Origin of the sequence: Desulfuromonas sp. DDH964, from assembly GCF_001611275.1 — a bacterium.
Lineage (GTDB): Bacteria > Desulfobacterota > Desulfuromonadia > Desulfuromonadales > DDH964 > DDH964.
In genome coordinates this window covers 3,179,151-3,197,788 of the sequence record NZ_CP015080.1, presented here as the reverse complement: position 1 = coordinate 3,197,788, position 18,638 = coordinate 3,179,151, and the positions used below count along the sequence as shown (strand labels likewise).

Below are 18,638 nucleotides of genomic sequence, written 5' to 3'. Positions count from 1 at the left end.
CTCCGGAAACGCCGATGCTATACTTCCCGGATCTTGTCTGCCCTTACCCGGACCCGGCATGCCGATCCTCCTTTTTACCACCATCCTCACCCTGTCGGCGCTCTATGCGCCGCAGCCACTGCTGCCGGTTCTCGCCCGCGAGTTCGGTGTCAGTCGCGATCTGGTGGCGACCCTGACGACCATCGTCTTTGTGCCGCTGAGCCTGGCGCCCCTCGTTTATGGCTATCTCCTCGAAGCGATTCCGCTGCGGAAGTTGCTGCGGAGCGCACTGTTGCTGCTCGCTCTTTCCCAGCTGCTCTTCGCCCTTGCCGGCAGCTTTTCGCTCCTCTTCCTGCTGCGCCTCGGTGAGGGACTGCTGGTGCCGGCGCTCCTTACCGCCCTGATGACCTCCGTGGCGTCGACGACTCCCCGCCCCCTCCTCCCGCGGGCGATGTCGGTCTACATTGCCAGCACCATCCTCGGCGGTTTCCTCGGCCGGGCCTGCTCCGGCGCCATTGCGACCTGGTTCGGCTGGCGCTACAGTTTTTTTGCCCTTGCCGCCAGCCTCCTCTTCGCCTGGTTTCTCCTCGCCCGGTTGCCGGCCATGCCCGAGGAGCGCCTGACCCGACCGCGGGCCGACCTGTTGCCAGTGGTGCTGCGCAACCGCCAGCTACTCCGTATCTACCTGGCGGTCGCATGTCTCTTCCTCGTCTTTGCTGCGGTGATGAACTTTATCCCCTTCCGCTTGACCGAACTGAGCCCCCTGGCCAACGAACTGCGGATCGGCCTGATCTACAGCGGCTACCTGCTCGGTATTGTCACTTCACTGGGGGCGGTCCGCGCCGCGCGCTGGTTCGGCGGTCCGCTGCCGGCCATGGCGGCGGGTTTTGCCACTTTCGGCCTCGCCCTCGCCGGGTTGGCCAGTGGCCGGGTGGAAGTGCTGTTCGCTGTCATGTTTCTCTTTTGCGGGGCGATGTTCCTGGTCCACGCCACCGCCACCGGATATGTCAACGGCTTGAGCAGCGAGCACCGGCCGATGGTGAATGGCCTTTACGTTGCCTTCTATTACGGCGGCGGGGCCCTCGGTTCCTGGCTGCCGGGGGTGGCCTACCGGGCCTTCGGCTGGGGGGCGCTCCTTGCCCTGCTCGGCATCGTCGCCGCTATCGGCCTTGCCACCATCCTGGCCGCATGGCGCGGTTCGGCTCGCGGCTATTGACAGGGCGCGCCGCGGGGGGTATTCATAAGACTTCATCCGGAAGCTTCCAACTGGAGCTTCGTCTTTGCCAACCTGTGACGAAAGGAAATATGAATGAAGCGCGGATTGACTTTAGCGGCAGGAGCTCTGGGCGTTCTGTTGCTGACAGGGGTTGCAAGCCAGGCGGCCGACAAGAAACTTGAACTCAAGACGGATAAGGATCGTGCCAGTTACGGCATCGGCATGAGTATCGCGCAGGATTTCAAACGGCAGGGCGTGGATGTGGATATCGACATCATGGCTCAGGCGTTTCGCGACGTCCTCAACGGCAAAAACCCGCAGATGTCCCAGCAGGAAGTCCAGGAGACGATGGTCAAGTTCAAGCAGGAGATGATCGCCAAACAGGAGGCGACGCGCAAGGAACAGGGCGCCAAGAATCTTGCCGAAGGTGAGGCCTTCCTCACGGCCAACGCCAAGAAGGAGGGGGTCGTGACCCTGCCGAGCGGCCTGCAGTACCTGGTGCTGGAAAAGGGGACCGGCAAGAAACCGACCAAGGAGAACAGCGTAACCGTCGATTACAAGGGAACCCTGATTGACGGGACCGTCTTCGACAGCTCCTACGACCGCGGTCAGCCGGCAACCTTCGGCGTTGGCGATGTCATCGCCGGCTGGACCGAAGCGCTGCAACTGATGGCGGAAGGGGCAAAGTATCGGCTCTTCATCCCGGCCAACCTTGCCTACGGTGACCGCGGCGCCGGCCCCATGATCGGCCCCAACGCGACCCTTATTTTCGATGTGGAACTGAAAAAGGTCAACTGACCGCTTCGGGCCAGGAGATTAGCGGCCGCCTTCCGCACCACGGGAAGGCGGCCGTTTTTGTCGCAGCGGCGACCGGCTGCGTCAGTGTCGTGGCGCTAAAGGACCAGGGTTTACTGGCCGACGGGAATTCCGGGCCGAAATGTCACCCGGCAAGGCTTGGCGTGCTGATTGCACACCAGGGTTGAAGAGGTGGATTCAATTCTGTAAAATCTGACCTGGAGGCCCGCCGTGCTCGCCAAACGTATCCTGCTTACCAATCTTCCGGAAATTCTGCACCCGATGGAGAACTCCCTCTTTCGTCGGGAGGGCTTTTCGCTGCTGATCGCCAGTGACGGCCGCCAGGCCTTCGAAATCATCGAGGACCACGACCCGGCACTGGCGATTCTCGACCTGGAAATGATGAACGAGGGAGGGGATCAGTGCTGCCGCCGCGTCAAGAACGACCCGATCCTGCGCCGGACCCCGGTCATTCTGGTCGCGCGGCGGGACCGGGAAGAGGATGTGCTGCGTTGCCGGCAGGCGGGCTGTAACGAGATTCTTTTCAAGCCGGTCGACCCGCAGGAATTGCTGCACGCGGCTTGCCGGATACTGGGCATTGTCGAACGCCGGGCTCCCCGCCTGGGTCTCACCCTGCCCGCCCGGGTTGGACGCGATCCCCGGCACTTGCGGCCGGCGACGATTCACAACCTGAATGCCGGCGGCGCTTTTGTCGAAACGCACAAGCTCTTCCCGGTTGACAGCGAGATAAGGATAGAATTCACCCTCCCCGATGGCTCTGCCCAGATTCAGGCCCGCTGCCGGGTTGCCTGGGTCAATCACCCCGAATGGTTGAAGGCGATGCGGTTGCCGATCGGAATGGGCCTGCATTTTATCGCACTGGACGATGCAGCCACCCTGGCGCTGGAGCGGTTTGCTTTCGACTCCGGGTCCCCCCCAAGGGGCGACGGATAGCCCGCTTGGGGACGCCGCAAATCCCTATTCCTCTCCCCCTTTCCTCCAGCCCCGCTGCAAAAGGCCGGCATAGTCATTCCCCGGCACCGGTCGACCTGTCCTGCCGCCATTCCAGTAGTAGACCCACACCTTGACTTCCTCACCATCCTCCCGGTATGCCAGGGCTTCCCGTCGCAGGTAGAGGCTCGCCGTTTCCTTGTCGGGGAGGTACTCCTCCAGGCGGTCGATGCGCGCCAGGGTGCTGGCGGCTGTCGCCGGCTCAAGCTGGTAGATTTCTCCCCGTGCCATCCCGGATCCCGGCAGCAGGCAGGGATACTCTTCCCGGGGTTCGTAAAAAAGCCGCCCGGAGAGGGTGGCCGGTTGCCAGGAGAGAAAACGGCCGGCGAGATAAGGCTGGTGATACCTGCCGCCCTGCCGCAGGGTGCCGTAGACGAAGAGGGGGAGGAGAGGGGGCATGGCGGATTCGTGGGAAGATTCAGTGGGTGCGGATATCGATCCCCCGGGCGCGCAGAATCGGGCTGTCGCCGCCGTGCAGGACCTTGAGCAGTTCGCCGCGCGCTGTTGCGGCTGCCATGCCATCGGCGATGAGCATGGTCATCAGCCTGCCGAAATTCTCCCGGCGTTCGATCCCCGCGGGGGACATGTCGCGGCGGTCGCTGAAAATTTCCATGAGGGTCGAACCGCAGGGGCAGTTGCGGAAGAGTTCGACCAGGGTTTGTTCCTGGTCGTCGGCGGTCGCCTTGAGGCCGGTCGAATTTTCCAGACCCTCGGTTTGCAGCAGGAAATCCTCGACGCTCCGGAATTCCCGACCGCAGCGCCGGCAGCGCTTGGGGAAAGCACTGCTCGAAAGGCTCTGCAGGCCGGCGTAGAGTTCGGCAATAAGCTGTTTCTTGTCGGCCATGACGACGCGATCCCGGAAGGCTGGAGACCCCGGGACTTTACCCCATTCGTCCCCCGGGGGTCAAGGGGCGGGTTGGTCGGTTGGCTGGCCGTCGTCGGAACTCAATCCCGTTGCCGGCGCAGCCGTCCCGGGAGGTGAACCACCCAGCTGGCCAAAACCAGGAGCAGATAGCCGAGGAACGGCATCAGCACGTAATCGAGAGCGTTGTCGGCGAGACGGGGCAGGGCAGCCTGGGCCGGAGCGGCCCCGGCCAGTAGCAGCAGGAGGCTGATTGAGGAAGGGGACTTCATCTTGGACTCCTTGGCGCGAGGGGACAAGAAGAAACGATTGGTAAAATTTAACATAAGCATCACCCGTGCCAACGCCAAGGGTGTCGTTTGGCCAGATTAACATGCTGAAAATATTGTATTTAATTGGATATGGGAGAGGTGATTACGGTCACAAGGAAACAAGATGTGCCATTTTGCGCCAGATCTGGTGATCCGGCGGCGGGGAAGGTTTGCTGCCGCGTCCCGGGAGGCGATAGTGCGGCTCCCGGGACGCTTTGGCGGATCAGGCTTCGGCCTTCCAGTGGCCGTGGAGGTTGCAGTATTCGCGGGCGGTCACCTTGGTCGCGCTGACCGGGAAGACCGCTTCCGGCTTGTCGCCCGGTTGCAGGAACTGCAGGTAGGCCTTGCCGTCGGCGATCAGTTCCACCCACTGGATGTAATGCTTCTCCTCCATCGGATGGGCGACGCTGCCGACCTTGACCGTCACCTGGCCTTTGCCGATTTCGATGACCGGCACATGTTTCTCCTTGGCGGCGTCAACGGTGTTCTCCGTCTGCAGGGCCATCTTTTCGTTGCAGCAGACCAGCGGCGGGCCGCCGGCATGCAGGACTTCGACGATATTGCCACAGACGTTGCACTTGTAGAGTTCGAGGCGTTTCAGGGACATCGGTTTCCTCCTTGGCTGGGGTTGGTTGGGACGGGCGTATCAATCAGTAATTTTCACCGAGCAGTTCGAAGTGGGCGCGGGCGTGGTCACAGGCCGGGCATTTGTCGGGGGCCGCCGGGCCATGATGGAGGTAACCGCAGTTGCGGCAGCGCCAGGTGATCGGCTCCTCGCGCTGGAAGACCCGGTTCTGCTCGATATTGGCGAGCAGGTCGAGGTAGCGTTTCTCGTGCTGTTTTTCGGCGACGGCAATCGCCATGAAGATGTCGGCGATCTGGGGAAAGCCTTCCTGGCGCGCCTTGGCGGCGAACTCGGGATACATCTCGGTATGCTCGTAGTTCTCTCCGGCGGCCGCCTCCTGCAGGTTTTCCGCGGTGGTGCCGATGACGCCGGCAGGAAAGCTGGCCGTGACCGCCACTTCGCCCCCTTCAAGCAGCTTGAAGAGGCGCTTGGCGTGCTCCCTCTCCTGGTTCGCCGTCTCTTCGAAAATGTCGGCCATCTGCACGTACCCGTCGCTCCTGGCCTTGGCGGAGAAGTAGGTATAGCGATTACGGGCCTGGCTCTCGCCGGCGAAGGCGGTCAGGATGTTCCTCTCGGTTTCGGTCCCTTGCAGCGACATGACAACTCCTCCTGGATAGGTCCTAAGAAAAAAGTCTTCAAAGATTACCATCGCTCTTCGCCATTGCAACCCCCCGTCGCGCCGGTCATTTCCGGCCGGGATGCCGACGCTCGCCGGGCCGGATGAATTGCTGCAGGGGGAGCGACAGCAGGGAAAGGGGGATGGATTCGGCTGCCGGGAGATGGGATGCGTCTGTGGCGAGCCGCTTCAGCCGGCGCCCGCGAGACAGAGCAAGGAGTTCTGCAACAGGGCCGGCGCCGTCGCGAACCGGTCGCCGATCAGCAGCAGGAAGAGGAGCAGGATGGCGAGGTCGGCCCAGGCCGGTCCGGCGCTCCCCGCCGGCCGGCGCAGCCAGGCGGAGAGCGCGAGAAGAAGGGCGATAAAGATCAGGGCAACCCTGGCCCAGGGCGCCTGCAGCAGGCCGAACAGGGGGAGCAGCAGGGCGACGCTGGCCGCGGCCAGAGACCAGCTCTGTCGGGCGAGACGCGCCAGTTGCGGATCGAGCCGGTCCTGCAGCAAGGGGAGACCGGCACGGCGGTAATCGGCGGCGTGCTTCTCCGCCAGCCGCCAGAAATGGGGGAGCTGCCAGAGATAGAGGAGGGCGATCAGGAGCAGGATCCGGAAATCGGTGAGGGCGCCGCCGGCGGCACTCCAGCCGATCAGGGGTGGCAGGGCACCGCAGCCGGCGCCGGCCAGCAGTGCCAGGGGCGTGCGGCGCTTGAGCGGGGTATAGAGGCCGTTGTAGCAGCAGAGGGCGGCCAGTCCGAGCAGTAACGGCAGCGGTCCGGTGGTGGCCAGCAGCGCCAGGCCACAGAGGGCAATCGCCGCAGCCAGGGCGAGGGCGCCGCCGGGGGTGATCTGGCCGGCGGGCAGGGGGCGCTGGCAGGTCCGCAGCATCCGGGCGTCGAGATCCCGTTCCTGGACCTGGTTCAGGGCCGAACCCGCCGCTGCCAGCAGGCCGGTGCCGGCAAAGGCAAGCAGGAGGAGCGGCAGCTGCGGCGGCGTCGGCGCCAGGAGGGCCCCGGCGCCAGTGGAGGCCGCGACCGCGAGAGAGAGGCGGTACCGGGTCAGTCGCCCCAGGCGGGTCGGCCAGAGCGGTGCCGGCAGGGCTTTGTACCGAGGGTTGACGGGGTCAGCATTCATTGCAGGCTGCGCAGGTAGTCGACCAGGGCCTGCAGCTCTTCCTCGCTGAGGTTGGGGAAGGGCGGCATCACCGGCGGGTAGTCATCGACCAGGTCCGCCTGGGGATCCTTGATCGATCGCTTCAGGTAGGCCGCGTCGGCGGTGACGGTTCGTTCCTCGCCGGCGGTCTTGACCTCGACCGGCCGACCGAAGATCCCCTTGAAGGTCGGCCCGACCCGGCGGCTGCCGTCGGTCGAGTGGCAACCGGCGCAGCCGAGCTTGGCGGCCAGCTTTCTGCCCGTCTCGACACTGCCGGCCGCAGCGCCGGAACTCCCTTTGAAATAGTTGATGATGGTTTCGAGATCATGGTCGCTGAGTCGCCCCTGGTAGCTCGGCATCGCCGCCGGGTAGCCCTTGACCAGGTCGGCATTCGGCTCCAGGATGGCGCGCCGCAGGTAATCCTCGTCAACGCTCAGGGTCCGTTCCTTGCCGTCGGTCACGACCGTGACCTGGCGGCCGAAGAGATCCTTGAAGGTCGGCCCGACCATCACCTTACCATCGAGGGAGTGACAGCCGGTGCAGCCGTTGCTGGCGAGGAGCTGGCGCCCCTCGGCGTTCTCCTCGCGAGGACTCTCGCTGGCGTACCATTCCTCGAACTGGTGCTCGGGGAGCGCCTCGACGGTGGTGATCATCGCCGAATGGCCGGTGCCGCAGTATTCGGCGCAAAAGGCATCGTAGCTGCCGGCGACCGGAGCGCGGAACCAGAGGTGGGTGGTCATGCCGGGAACGGTGTCGCGCTTGACGCGAAAGGCCGGCAGGTAAAAGCTGTGCAGGACGTCTTCCGAGGTCATGTCGAGGGCGATCGCCCGGCCGACCGGGACCACCAGCTTTTCGCTGCTGCGCCCGTTGGGGTAGCGGAATTCCCAGGCCCATTTACGGCCGATCACCTCAACCTTGAAGGCATCCTTCGGGACGTTGCTGAGGGTGGTGTACCCTTCCCAGCCGTACCAGAACATCGAAATCACGATGAGGGTCGGCAGGATCGTCCAGACTGACTCGAGCCAGTAGTTGTGGGTCGGTGTCGCTTCCGGGTGAGGATGAACACTGCGCCGGTAGCGGACGATGAAGACCAGCATGACGATGGTGATGCCGATCAGCATCACCGCGGAGATGCCGAAGATATAGAAAAAGACCGGATCGACGGCGCCGGTGGTGGTCAGGGTGGAAGGGTTCACGGCAGGTCCTTTAGCGATAGAGCGTGTCGAAAAAGGTGAGGCCGATGAAGATCGCCAGGATGAGCAGCGCCACCAGCAGGAAGAGCTTGAAGATCCAGTTCTCGTACTTCAGGTGCATGAAGATCAGCACTACCAGGGCCGACTTGAGCACCGCAATGCCAAGGGCCGCCCAGATATGCAACGCGCCGAGGGGCAACCGCGAAACGTAGACCGTGGTCCCGGTCAGCGCCAGCAGGGCGAGCCAGATCAGGGTGAAGGTCGAATAGGGGACGATATGCCCGTTGCTGTCGCTCATCACGCCTCCTAGAGGAGCAGGTAGTAGAGGGGGAAGATGAAGATCCAGACCAGGTCGACCAGGTGCCAGTAGAGGCCGCCGTTCTCGAGGGCGACGAAGCGCTCGCTGTTTACCTTGCCGGTGTGCACCCACCAGGCGAGGATCCCCAGCAGGGTCGAGCCGATCAGGACATGCAGGCCGTGCAGGCCGAGGGTGACGTAGTAGAGACCGTAGAAGACCGCCTCGCCCCGCTCCAGGTCGAGCAGTTTGGGGGAGCCGGGGTAGATGCCGTTGTGGATTTCGTGGGACCACTCCAGGTACTTGTTGAAAAGGAATACGCCACCGGTTCCGACCCCGCCGAGCAGCAGGCCGACCGCCAGCCTGGTCCGGTTGCGCCGTACCGCACTCACCGCCATCGCAACGAAGTAGCTGCCGGTCAGCAGGATCACCGTGTTGATGGTCCCCAGTGTCAGGTTGAGGTGGTGGGCGGCGTTGGCGAAGGGCTCTTCAAACTGGTGCAGGTAGATGGCGTAGAGGATAAAGAGGCCGCCGAAGAGGAGGACCTCGGTGTAGAGGAAGAGCCACATGCCGAGGCGGGCGCCGACGTCATCGCGGTGTTCGCTGCTCATCGCCGTGCCTCCGGGGCCAGGACTTCGTCACTGTAGTCGTAGGGGCCGGTGGTGACCACCGGAATCTCTGCGAAGTTTTCCGTGGGGGGCGGGGACGGGATGGTCCATTCGAGGGTCTTGCCCCCCCAGGGGTTCATGCCGGCGTCGGGGCCGCTGATCATGCCACGGATCAGGTTGATAAACATCACCACCAGGCCGAAGGCGAGAATCCAGGAGCCGACCGTCGCCAGGACGTTGAGGTTGGTGAATTCCGGCACATAGTCATAGTAGCGCCGCGGCATGCCGCGCAGGCCGAGGACCATCATCGAGAAGTAGAGGAGGTTGAAGCCGACGAAGATGATCCCCCAGGCCCAGGTCGCCACCCGCTTGTCGTACATCCGGCCATAGACCTTGGGAAGCCAGTAGTGGAGCGCACCGAAAAAGGCCATGCCGGTGCCGCCGAACATCACGTAATGGAAATGGCCGACGACGAAATCGGTGTCGGTGACATGGATGTCGGTGGCTGCGGCGCCGAGGATCAGGCCGGTGAGGCCGCCGATGGAGAAGAGGAAGATGAAGGAGAGGGCATAGAGAAGCGGCGGCTCCAGAGAGATCGACCCCTTGTAAAGGGTCGCCACCCAGTTGAAGACCTTGATCGCCGAGGGGATGGCGACGATGAAGGTGAGGAAGGAGAAGACCAGGATTGCCGTGTCGCTCATGCCGCTGACGAACATGTGGTGGGCCCAGACCAGGGAGCCGGCAAAGGCGATCGCCAGGCCCGAGAGGGCCATCGCCCAGTAGCCGAAGATATGCTTGCGGGCAAAGACCGGAATGATCTCGGAGATTACCCCCATCCCCGGCAGGATCATGATGTAGACCGCCGGATGGGAATAGATCCAGAAGAGATGCTGGTACATGATCGGGTCGCCGCCGCGGGCCGGGTCGAAGAGGCCGACGTCGAGTACCCGCTCCAGGAAGATCAGGGCGACGGTGATGCCGAGGATCGGTGTCGCCAGCACCTGCACCCAGGCGGTGGCGTAGAGGGTCCAGACGAAGAGGGTCAGCCGTCCCCAGCCGATCCCCGGGGCGCGCAGGCGGTGGGTGGTGACGATGAAGTTGAGGCCGGTGAGGATCGACGAGAAGCCGAGGATGAAGACCGCCACCACCGCCAGGGTGACGTTGGTGGTGGTCTGCACCGAAAAGGGGACATAGAAGGTCCAGCCGGTGTCGGGCGGGCCGCCGCCGGTGAAGAGCGAAGTGACGGCGAGGATCGCGCCGGTCAGGTAGAGCCACCAGGAGAAGAGGTTGAGACGCGGAAAGGAGACGTCCCGGGCACCGAGATGGATCGGCAGGAAGAGGTTGCCGAAGGCCGCGGGAATGCCGGGGATGATGAAGAGGAAGATCATGATCACCCCGTGCAGGGTGAAGAGGGCATTGTAGGTGTCGGCGGAGACGATCGTCTTCCCCGGCGCGATCAGCTCCAGGCGCACCAGGAGGCCGAGAATCACCCCAATGATGAACATGGTCATGGTCGAGTAGAGGTAGAGCAGGCCGATGCGCTTGTGATCGGTGGACAGAATCCAGCCGAAGATGCCGGGGTATTTCCCGTCGCCGAGAAAGCCGCGGTCGCTGGCAGTGACAGATGGTGTGCTCATGGCTTCGATTCCGGCTCCCGTGGTTTGCGCCCGGTCCAGGCCAGGAAGGCGAAGAGCATGCCTGCCGTCAGCAGGATGACCGTGGCCGAGACGCGGAAGATGTTGAAGACGTACTTGCTGTTTTGCGGGTCATAGCTGAAGCAGAACTGGACGACCTTGCGGATCGCCGGGCTGACCCGTCCCTCCGCCGCTTCGACCAGCGCCAGGGTCAGGTCCATCGGCAGAATGCTGGTGCCGTAGAGGTAGCGGCTGATGGTGCCGTCGCTGCTGACGACGAAGATCGCCACCGGATGCTGGAAATCATTCCCCTCGCGGCGAAAATGGTAGCCGGCCGCGTCGGTGAGCTTGCGGATCGCCGGCAGCTCGCCGGTAAGAAACCGCCAGGCGCCGGTTGGGAACTTCTGCTGCATCGCCTGGTAATAGATCGCCCGGGACTGGCGGGCGTCGGCCAGGCCCTCGGTCTCGTCGAAACTGATCGAGATGACCTGGAAGTCCTTGCCGGGGGTGCGCCGCACCTGGGGGAGGGCTCGCGCCAGGGCCCCCTGCAGGAAGTTGCAGACGTTGGGGCAGCGGTAGTAGATCGGCACGATGACCGTCGGCAGTGTCACCAGATCGCCGAGCCGGACTGGGGCGCCGTTTTCGTCGCTGAAGGTCAAATCGAGCGGGATTTTGCTGCCGAGGTGTTCGCTGACGCCGACTTCGCGCGGCGGCACCTGGTCGGTCGGCAGCGAAAAGGGGACAGCACCGGCGCCGCCGGAGAATGCCAGCAGCCCGCACAGAAGCAGGAGGGATAAGCGTCGGGTCATGCCGGAACCATTGGTTGCGATCGCTGTTGGCAGGAAGAGCGGCGCAGGCCGGGAGGACCCTTACCCGCATCGGCAAATAATGAGTCATGATACCCGTTTCGGCCAATAATGCAAACAGCTCGTCCGGGAAAAAGACAAAAAAGGTCATGAATAGCTTGCATCCCCTGGGGAAGGTGGTTAACATGCTACCCGATTGTCCGCAGCCGAAATAACAATCGCTTTCCAGAAAGGATACCCAGCCAATGAGTCTTGAATCGAGTTTCTTCTGCCAGGTCAACCACCCCAAGGATCCCGCCAGCCTGACCGACCTGGAAAAAAAGCATACCCCCGTCATCACCGCACCGGAGCAGCTCAAGGCCGGTGAGGCGGCCACCGTCACCGTCGAGATCGGCAAGCTCCTCGCCCATCCCAACGAGCCGGGGCACTTCATCGAGTGGATCGACCTCTATGCCAACTATGTCTTCCTGGCGCGCCTCAGCCTCACCGCGGTGACCACCCGGCCGATCCTCAAGGCCGAAGTCGTCATCCCCCACGGGCTCCCCAAGGTAACCCTGCGCGCCTTCGCCCGCTGCAACCTGCATGGGGTCTGGGAGGCGGTCAAGGAGGTCAGCGTCAGCTGATCGCACTGCTCCCCTGTTAGCGAAAGGCCCGCCTGGTGCGGGCTTTTTTTGTGGCCGGTCCCAATCCGGGGCGCGGCAGCGATTGCGTCCGCCGCCGGCTTCTGCTAGTGTTGCCCCGTTGCCAAAGGAGCCGGCCGTGACTGATAAGGACAGACGTTTGACCGAACTGGAAATCCGCTTTTCCCATATCTCCCTGCAACTCGAAGAGTTGAGTGGCGAACTGCTGGGGTGCTACCGGCGTATCGAGGCACTGGAGCGGGAGGGGCGGCGGTTACGCGACACGCTGCGCAACATGGGTCCGGACCTGATCGAATCGCCCGACGAGTGACGTCCTCATGTATGAACGACTGAATCGTGACCTGCTCGAGAGCCTGGTGATTTTCGCCGTCGGCGTCCTGATCGGTCTCTCGGTCAATTATCGGCTGATCCTCGATGCCTTTGCCGGTCGCCTGCAGGCGGCGCCGACCGCGGTCGAGGCGGTGGTCCGCTACCCGGCCCCCGTCGACCTCGCCGGGGTGCAGGAGGCGCTGCGCGACGGGGCGCTGGCGATCGATGCCCGCATCCCCGAGCTCTTCGCCGCCGGCCATATTTCCGGAGCGCGCTCGCTTCCCCTTGCCGATATCGACCAGGCGCTGCCGGCTTTCCAGGTTGCCGTTCCGGTGACGACGCGGCTGGTGGTCTATTGCAGCGGCTACGGCTGCCCCGACTCCTACGATCTGGCCGTGCGGCTGCTGGAGGCAGGGTACCGCAACGTGCTGGTCTTCGAGGGCGGTTTCCCCGCCTGGCAGGACGCGGGGCTGCCGGTGACGACGGGAGGGGCGCCATGAATCTCCGCCGCCTCGCTTATCACGGTTGCCGCCTCCTCCTCGGTGGCCTCTTTCTCTATGCCGGGCTCGTCAAGGGGCAGGATGTCACCGCCTTCGCCCGCGACCTGGCCGCCTACCAGCTCCTCCCCTACGCCTTCAACTACCTGGTTGCGGCGACCCTCCCCTATGTCGAAGTCCTCGCCGGCGCCCTCCTCCTGCTCGGGCGCAATGTGCGCGGCGCCGCCCTGCTCCTCGCCCTGCTGACACTGGTCTTCATCGGCGCCATCCTTTCCGCGATGCTGCGCGGCCTGGAGATCGACTGCGGCTGCTTCGGCGGCGGTGCCGCCACGCCGCTGTGGCTGGCGCTGCTGCGCGATCTCGGCATTCTCGCCCTGGCCCACTTCAGCTATCACCTGCGGCCCGCGCCCGGGCGCTGAAGGTTGCCTGCTGTCTGCTGCGGATTTTCCGACACCTATGGACATCCTTCTGCTCCATCCGCCTGCCGCCAAACCGGCCGAGCCGCCCCTGGCGACGGCGATCCTGCTCGGTCACCTGCGTAGCGCGGGCATCACTGCAGCGGCGATCGACGCCAACCTCGATGCCTGCCTCTGGCTGCTGACCCCGGAGCGGCTCGCTCTTGCTGCCGGCGCGGCGCCCGCGACCGCCCTGCGTCGCGCTATCGCCCATCTCCCCCGCGCTCTGGCCCTGCTCCGCTCCCCCCGGGCGGGCGACTCTTTGGCCCGCTATCGCAGCGCCGTCGAGGACCTCAATCGCGCCCTCGGCGCTGCCGGCGGGGCCGAGGAACGGCTCAGCCTCGGCGATTATGTCCACCAGCGCCTCTCCCCCTTTCGGCCCGCCGACCTGGAGCGGCTGGCAGCGGGGGCCGAATCTACCCTGTTCCGCGCCTACTTCGAACAGGAGCTCCTGCCGCGGGTGCTTGCCCTGCAGCCGCGGATCATCGCCGTCACCATCAACTACCGCCACCAGGCGCTCCCCGCCTTCGAGCTTGCCGGCCTGCTGCGGCGGGCGCTGCCGCAGGTGCAGCTGGTCGCCGGCGGCGGCCTGATCTCGAGTTGGGCGCAGCCGCTGCGCCAGCGGGGACAGGGGCTTTTCCCCTTCGATCATCTCGTAACCGGTCCCGGCGAAGCGAGCCTGGTCGCCCTGGCTGGCAATCCCGCCGGTGCCCCGCTCCCCACCCCGGCGCCGGTCAATCATTTTGTCCCCGACTATTCCTTTGCCGACCCGGCCGCCTACCTGGCGCCGGAACCGGTGCTTCAGCTGACCGCCAGCCGCGGCTGTTACTGGGCGCGCTGCCGCTTCTGCCCCGAGGCGACCACCCCGACCCAGCCTTATCGGGCCTTCCCCCCCGGGGAGGTGCCGAAGCTGCTGGTGCAACTGGCGGCGGCCTATCGGGTGCGGCGTTTCCACTTTACCGACAACGCCCTGCCGCCAGCGACGCTGCGTGCCCTCGCCGCAGCGGCGGAGCCGCTGGCCGGCCTCTCCTGGCATGGCTTCGCCCGTTTCGAGGGCGTGCTCGATGACCCGGACCTGGTTGCCGGTCTCGCGCGAGCGGGGTGCCGCATGCTGCAGCTCGGGCTCGAAAGTGGTGCCCAGCCGGTTCTCGAGCGCCTGCACAAGGGGACCGATCTCGCTGTTGCATCCCGCATCCTGCACCATCTGCACGCCGCCGGCATCGCCACCTACGTCTACATCCTGCTCGGGACTCCCGAGGAGACCGCGGCCGAGGCCGAATCGACCCTCGTCTTTCTCGAAGAACACGCGGACTGTATCGACTTTCTCAACCTGGCGATCATGAACCTGCCGCGGGCTGCCGACTTCGGCGGTGAGTTTCCCGGCGCCGAGTGGCAGGAGGAACCGCTCGGTCTCTACCGGCCGCTCAGCGATGGCGGCTGGGGCCGGGCCGCCGCCCGCCGCTTCCTCGCCAAGCGCCTCCTTGCCGCACCGGCGATCCGCGCCATCGCCGCCCGCACCCCCCCCTGGTTCACCTCCAACCATGCCCCCTTCTTCATCGGGGCGGGTCGACACTGAACGGCCGCTTGTGGTAGAGTCGGGCCTTTCCGGCACCTTGGTGCCGGCATGGGTCCCATGGGACCTATGGGTCGTATAGGACCTATAAAAAGCACTTAAGGCCTTTCATGGAACTTTGGCAGCAACAACTGCAGCAGAGCCTCACCGACCCCGCTCTTCTCGCCACCCGCTTCGGTCTCGACCCGGCGCCCCTGGCGCGGGTGGCGGCGCGCTACCCGCTGCGCATCACCCCCCATTACCTGGCGCTGCTGCAGGGGCCGGATGATCCCCTCTGGCGCCAATGCGTCCCTGACCTGCGCGAGCTTGACGCCATGGGGCTGGTCGACGACCCTCTCGCCGAGGAGGCGCAGGCGCCGGTTCCGGCGGTGGTCCATCGCTATCCCGACCGGGCGCTGCTGCTGGCCGGGAATAGCTGCGCCCTCTACTGCCGCTTCTGCACCCGCAAGCGCAAGGTTGGCTGCGCCGCGGCCCTGCTCTCCTTCGGGGCGCTCCTCGACGGCATCGCCTACATCGAACGGACCCCTGCGATCCGCGATGTCCTCCTCTCCGGTGGCGACCCGCTCCTCCTTTCAGACGGTCTGCTCGGCGAAGTGCTCGGCCGCCTGCAGAAGATTCCCCATGTCGAGATGATCCGTATCGGCAGCCGGGTGCCGGTGACCCTCCCCGAGCGGGTCACCGACAATCTCTGCAACCTGCTGCGCCGCCATCATCCCCTCTACCTCAACACCCACTTCAACCATCCGCGGGAACTGACCCCGGCGGCTGCCGAGGCCTGCCGGAAGCTCGCCGCTGCCGGCGTTCCTCTCGGCAACCAGACCGTGCTGCTCAAGGGGGTCAACGACGATGCGCAGACGATGCTCGAACTGCTGCGCGGGCTGTTGCAGATCCGGGTCCGCCCCTACTACCTGCACCAGATGGACCTGGTCGCCGGCACCGGGCACTTCCGCACCCGGGTCGAGACCGGTCTGGAGATCATGCGCGCCCTGCGCGGCCAGGTGACCGGGCTGGCGATCCCCCACTACGTCATCGACCTCCCCGGCGGCAAGGGGAAGGTGCCGCTGCTGCCGGAGACGATCAAGGCCATGGGGGAGACTTTGCTGCTGCGGACTGCCAGCGGCGGGACGGTAGAGTATCCCAATGAGGTCGATTAGGGTGTTATCTGTCCCATGGGACCCATGGGTCCTATAGGACCTATGCCACTGCCTGAAACCATTGGAGGGGAAATGAACCAACCGCAAGCTGCCGAGGTGCTGCAGTCGATCTTCGGCTACGGCACCTTCCGCCCCTACCAGGAAGAGATCATCCGCACCCTGATCGCCGGTGAGGATGCTTTCGTCCTGATGCCGACCGGCGGCGGCAAGTCCCTTTGCTACCAGATTCCGGCGCTCTGTCGGCCGGGGGTGGGGATTGTCGTCTCGCCGCTGATCTCACTGATGAAGGACCAGGTCGACGCCCTGCTCGCCAACGGCGTGCGCGCCGCCTTTTACAACTCCTCGCTGAAGAGCGCCGAGGCGAAGCAGGTCCTCGCCAAGCTCCATGCCGGTCAGCTCGACCTTCTCTATCTCGCCCCCGAGCGACTGCTGAGCGAAGAGTTCCTGGCGCGACTGCAGGAGGTGCCGATCGCCCTCTTCGCCATCGACGAGGCCCACTGCGTCTCCCAGTGGGGGCACGACTTCCGCCCCGAGTATATCCAGCTCGGCCGTTTGCGCCGGGACTTTCCCGGCATTCCGCTCCTCGCCCTCACCGCCACCGCCGACCCCCAGACCCGCGGCGATATCCTCGACCGGCTGCAGCTGCGCCAGGCCCGGATCTTCATCGCCGGTTTCGACCGCCCCAACATCCGCTACCACGTTGTCGACAAGCAGAAACCCTTCGCCCAGCTGCAGGCCTTTCTGAAAGGGCGGCGCGGGGAGGCCGGCATCGTCTACGCCCTCTCCCGCAAGCGGGTCGAGGAAGTCGCCAGCAAGCTGGCGGCGGCAGGGATCAGGGCGGCCGCCTACCATGCCGGACTCCCGGATGCGGAACGGCGGCGGGTGCAGGAGGCCTTTCTGCGCGACGATTTGCAGATCGTCGTGGCGACGGTCGCTTTCGGCATGGGGATCGACAAGCCGAACGTGCGTTTTGTCGTCCACTACGACCTGCCGAAGAATATCGAAAGCTACTACCAGGAGACCGGTCGTGCCGGCCGCGACGGGCTGCCGAGCGAGGCGCTGCTCCTCTTTGGCTACGGCGATGTCGCCATCGCCCGCGGTCTGATCGAGCGGGGAGGGAACCCGGAGCAGAAGCGGGTCGAGCTCCACAAGTTGAACGCCATGGTCGGTTTTGCCGAAGCGCAGAACTGCCGGCGTCGGGTGCTGCTCGGCTATTTTGGCGAGCACCTCGCCGAGGACTGCGGCAACTGCGATGTCTGCGACTCTCCTCCGGAGAGCTACGACGCCACCATCGATGCCCAGAAGGCCCTCTCCTGCGTCTACCGGGTCGGCCAGCGCTTCGGCGTCGGTCACGTCGTCGAGGTGCTGCGCGGCGCCGCCTCCCAGCGGATCCAGGAGCTCGGGCACGACCGGCTCTCCACCTACGGCCTCGGCGCCGATCAGCCGGCCGAAGCCTGGAGCGGGCTGATCCTCCAGCTGATCCATCTAGGCTACCTGCGCCAGGACGTCGCCAACTACTCAGTGCTGAAACTGACCGAGGCGGCGCGGCCGCTGCTGCGCGGCGAGGCGCGCCTGACCCTGGCCAAGCCGCGCCTGAAGGTGGCTGCGCAGAAAAAACCGGCCCGCAAGGTCGCTTCGGACCTTACTTACGACGAGGCCCTCTTCGACAATCTGCGGGCGCTGCGCAAGCGTCTGGCCGACGATGCCGGGGTGCCGCCCTACGTCATCTTCAGCGATGTGACCCTGGTCGAAATGGCGGCCTACCTGCCAGAGAGTCCGCAGGCGCTCCTCGGCGTCACCGGCGTCGGCAAGCTCAAGTTGCAGAAATTCGGCGGGGAGTTTCTGGAGGAGATTCGCAGCTACCTGGCGGGACGGGGGTGAAAAGAGCGATGAGCGATGAGTGATGAGTGATGAGTGATGAGTGATGAGTGATGAGTGATGAGTGATGAGTGATGAGCGATGAGCGATGAGCGATGAGTGATGAGTGATGAGTGATGAGTGATGAGTGATGAGTGATGAGGGATGAGGGATGAGGGATGAGGGATGAGGGATGAGGGATGAGGGATGAGGGATGTCCGGTTGGCAGCTCTCAGCGGGTGGCGGAGGCGCGCCAGCGCTGCTGGCGCGCCCGGCCGGCGACGCGCAGGTTGTGCTCCTTGAGCTCCGCGGCCAACTGCTCCACCTCTTCCGTTTCGAGCAGGCCCCGTTCGACAAAATACTGGCCGAGACGCTGCTGCAGGGTCTGCTGGTAACGAAGCAGCACCTGGACCTGGGTCGGGTTGAGATAGCCGAGCTGGATGGCGCGGTTGCCGAAGCGACGGCCGGGGCTGCGGTCCTGGAGGACGCGCTCGATGCGGGCCGCGTCGAGCCACCCCCAGCGCCGGGCAATGCTGCCGATGTCGGGGCGTTGACGGCGCTGCCAGAGGAGGGCGGCAATCAGCTCCTGGTAGGTGATCTTGCCGCGGTGGAAGAGAAAGAGTCCGAATTCGAGATGGGTGTCCGGTACCCGGGGGTGGGGGTAGCAACTGCTCCGCACCGGGTTGGGAGGGGCCGGTGGACGGTAGCTGCCGCCGTGACGGTGGCCGGGAGCGCCACTGCTGCTCTCCCGCTGCAGGAAATAGCTGCGCAGCAGCTGGTAGGCGCGGGTCAGTTCCTGGAAACGTTCGGTCTGGCGGCGGCGGATCGCCGCCGGCTGGCCGGCGAACCGGTCCGGATGCTGTTCCTTGGCCCGGGCCCGGTAGGCCGAGCGGGCGCCGTCGGGCTGGAGGTAGGCGAGGAATTCGCCGCACAGGTCGACCTCGTCGCCGAAGAGGAGGCGACAGGCGTTCAGCAGGTTCGCTTCAGGGGGAAGCTGCATAAAAAAGGGACCGTCAATCGCTCGGGGGAAGGGAAACCTTTCCCCGTTTTTTTACACC

22 protein-coding genes are annotated in these 18,638 nt (G+C 64.9%); 10 read left to right on the top strand and 12 right to left on the bottom strand.

All coding sequences use genetic code 11. The features are described 5' to 3' along the window. Positions 1-58: 58 nt before the first annotated feature. The 3 genes from DBW_RS14710 to DBW_RS14700 all read left to right on the top strand — a co-directional run bounded on the left by DBW_RS14710 (position 59) and on the right by DBW_RS14700 (position 2,944). On the top strand, positions 59-1,195 hold the full coding sequence (locus DBW_RS14710; protein WP_066728391.1) for an MFS transporter: 1,137 nt from the start codon (positions 59-61) through the stop codon (positions 1,193-1,195). A gap of 93 nt (positions 1,196-1,288) precedes the next feature. Beyond that, positions 1,289-1,993: an FKBP-type peptidyl-prolyl cis-trans isomerase gene (locus tag DBW_RS14705; RefSeq protein ID WP_082820376.1), complete on the top strand. Its 705-nt coding sequence runs from the start codon at positions 1,289-1,291 to the stop codon at positions 1,991-1,993. Positions 1,994-2,221: 228 nt separating this feature from the next. Continuing rightward, complete coding sequence (locus tag DBW_RS14700) at positions 2,222-2,944, top strand: response regulator (protein ID WP_066728389.1); 723 nt, start codon at positions 2,222-2,224, stop codon at positions 2,942-2,944. Between the two features lie 24 nt (positions 2,945-2,968). Here the strand turns inward: DBW_RS14700 and DBW_RS14695 are convergent, their stop codons facing one another. The 11 genes from DBW_RS14695 to DBW_RS14645 all read right to left on the bottom strand — a co-directional run bounded on the left by DBW_RS14695 (position 2,969) and on the right by DBW_RS14645 (position 11,097). Then, positions 2,969-3,400: a gamma-glutamylcyclotransferase family protein gene (locus DBW_RS14695; protein ID WP_066728388.1), complete on the bottom strand. Its 432-nt coding sequence runs from the start codon at positions 3,398-3,400 to the stop codon at positions 2,969-2,971. A gap of 19 nt (positions 3,401-3,419) precedes the next feature. Next, a complete protein-coding gene (locus DBW_RS14690; RefSeq protein WP_066728387.1) occupies positions 3,420-3,845 on the bottom strand; it encodes a hypothetical protein in 426 nt (141 codons plus the stop codon). Between the two features lie 101 nt (positions 3,846-3,946). After that, complete coding sequence (locus DBW_RS14685) at positions 3,947-4,135, bottom strand: hypothetical protein (protein ID WP_066728386.1); 189 nt, start codon at positions 4,133-4,135, stop codon at positions 3,947-3,949. Between the two features lie 262 nt (positions 4,136-4,397). Beyond that, complete coding sequence (locus tag DBW_RS14680; RefSeq protein ID WP_066728385.1) at positions 4,398-4,781, bottom strand: desulfoferrodoxin; 384 nt, start codon at positions 4,779-4,781, stop codon at positions 4,398-4,400. A gap of 43 nt (positions 4,782-4,824) precedes the next feature. Next, a complete protein-coding gene (gene rbr / locus DBW_RS14675; protein WP_066728384.1) occupies positions 4,825-5,397 on the bottom strand; it encodes a rubrerythrin in 573 nt (190 codons plus the stop codon). Positions 5,398-5,604: 207 nt separating this feature from the next. Then, a complete protein-coding gene (locus DBW_RS14670; protein ID WP_066728382.1) occupies positions 5,605-6,540 on the bottom strand; it encodes a UbiA family prenyltransferase in 936 nt (311 codons plus the stop codon). Next, complete coding sequence (coxB, locus tag DBW_RS14665; RefSeq protein ID WP_066728380.1) at positions 6,537-7,754, bottom strand: cytochrome c oxidase subunit II; 1,218 nt, start codon at positions 7,752-7,754, stop codon at positions 6,537-6,539. The genes DBW_RS14670 and coxB overlap by 4 nt, the downstream gene beginning before the upstream one ends. A gap of 10 nt (positions 7,755-7,764) precedes the next feature. Next, complete coding sequence (locus DBW_RS14660) at positions 7,765-8,049, bottom strand: cytochrome C oxidase subunit IV family protein (RefSeq protein WP_066728378.1); 285 nt, start codon at positions 8,047-8,049, stop codon at positions 7,765-7,767. Positions 8,050-8,057: 8 nt separating this feature from the next. Beyond that, complete coding sequence (locus DBW_RS14655; protein WP_066728376.1) at positions 8,058-8,657, bottom strand: cytochrome c oxidase subunit 3; 600 nt, start codon at positions 8,655-8,657, stop codon at positions 8,058-8,060. Next, on the bottom strand, positions 8,654-10,291 hold the full coding sequence (locus tag DBW_RS14650) for a cytochrome c oxidase subunit I (RefSeq protein WP_066728374.1): 1,638 nt from the start codon (positions 10,289-10,291) through the stop codon (positions 8,654-8,656). The genes DBW_RS14655 and DBW_RS14650 overlap by 4 nt, the downstream gene beginning before the upstream one ends. Next, complete coding sequence (locus tag DBW_RS14645; RefSeq protein ID WP_066728371.1) at positions 10,288-11,097, bottom strand: SCO family protein; 810 nt, start codon at positions 11,095-11,097, stop codon at positions 10,288-10,290. The genes DBW_RS14650 and DBW_RS14645 overlap by 4 nt, the downstream gene beginning before the upstream one ends. A gap of 242 nt (positions 11,098-11,339) precedes the next feature. On the opposite strand from DBW_RS14645, the gene DBW_RS14640 reads away from it, so the two are divergent. From DBW_RS14640 to recQ, 7 genes are all read left to right on the top strand, one after another. Further along, a complete protein-coding gene (locus DBW_RS14640; protein WP_066728370.1) occupies positions 11,340-11,717 on the top strand; it encodes a desulfoferrodoxin family protein in 378 nt (125 codons plus the stop codon). A gap of 136 nt (positions 11,718-11,853) precedes the next feature. Beyond that, on the top strand, positions 11,854-12,045 hold the full coding sequence (locus tag DBW_RS18820; protein ID WP_197463652.1) for a SlyX family protein: 192 nt from the start codon (positions 11,854-11,856) through the stop codon (positions 12,043-12,045). 7 nt (positions 12,046-12,052) lie between these two features. Next, positions 12,053-12,544: a rhodanese-like domain-containing protein gene (locus DBW_RS14635; RefSeq protein ID WP_066728369.1), complete on the top strand. Its 492-nt coding sequence runs from the start codon at positions 12,053-12,055 to the stop codon at positions 12,542-12,544. Next, entirely contained in the window at positions 12,541-12,960 is a 420-nt protein-coding gene (locus DBW_RS14630; protein ID WP_066728368.1) for a MauE/DoxX family redox-associated membrane protein, read from the top strand. The genes DBW_RS14635 and DBW_RS14630 overlap by 4 nt, the downstream gene beginning before the upstream one ends. A gap of 37 nt (positions 12,961-12,997) precedes the next feature. Further along, positions 12,998-14,572, top strand: coding sequence for a B12-binding domain-containing radical SAM protein (locus DBW_RS14625; RefSeq protein WP_066728366.1), 1,575 nt, complete (start codon positions 12,998-13,000; stop codon positions 14,570-14,572). Between the two features lie 107 nt (positions 14,573-14,679). After that, on the top strand, positions 14,680-15,723 hold the full coding sequence (locus tag DBW_RS14620) for a KamA family radical SAM protein (RefSeq protein WP_066728364.1): 1,044 nt from the start codon (positions 14,680-14,682) through the stop codon (positions 15,721-15,723). Positions 15,724-15,795: 72 nt separating this feature from the next. Next, a complete protein-coding gene (recQ, locus tag DBW_RS14615) occupies positions 15,796-17,604 on the top strand; it encodes a DNA helicase RecQ (RefSeq protein WP_066728362.1) in 1,809 nt (602 codons plus the stop codon). Between the two features lie 208 nt (positions 17,605-17,812). On the opposite strand, the gene DBW_RS14610 is transcribed toward recQ, so the two are convergent. After that, the gene (locus tag DBW_RS14610; RefSeq protein WP_066728360.1) at positions 17,813-18,580 is read right to left on the bottom strand and encodes a hypothetical protein; all 768 of its coding nucleotides are present in this window, start codon (positions 18,578-18,580) and stop codon (positions 17,813-17,815) included. Positions 18,581-18,638: the final 58 nt, after the last annotated feature.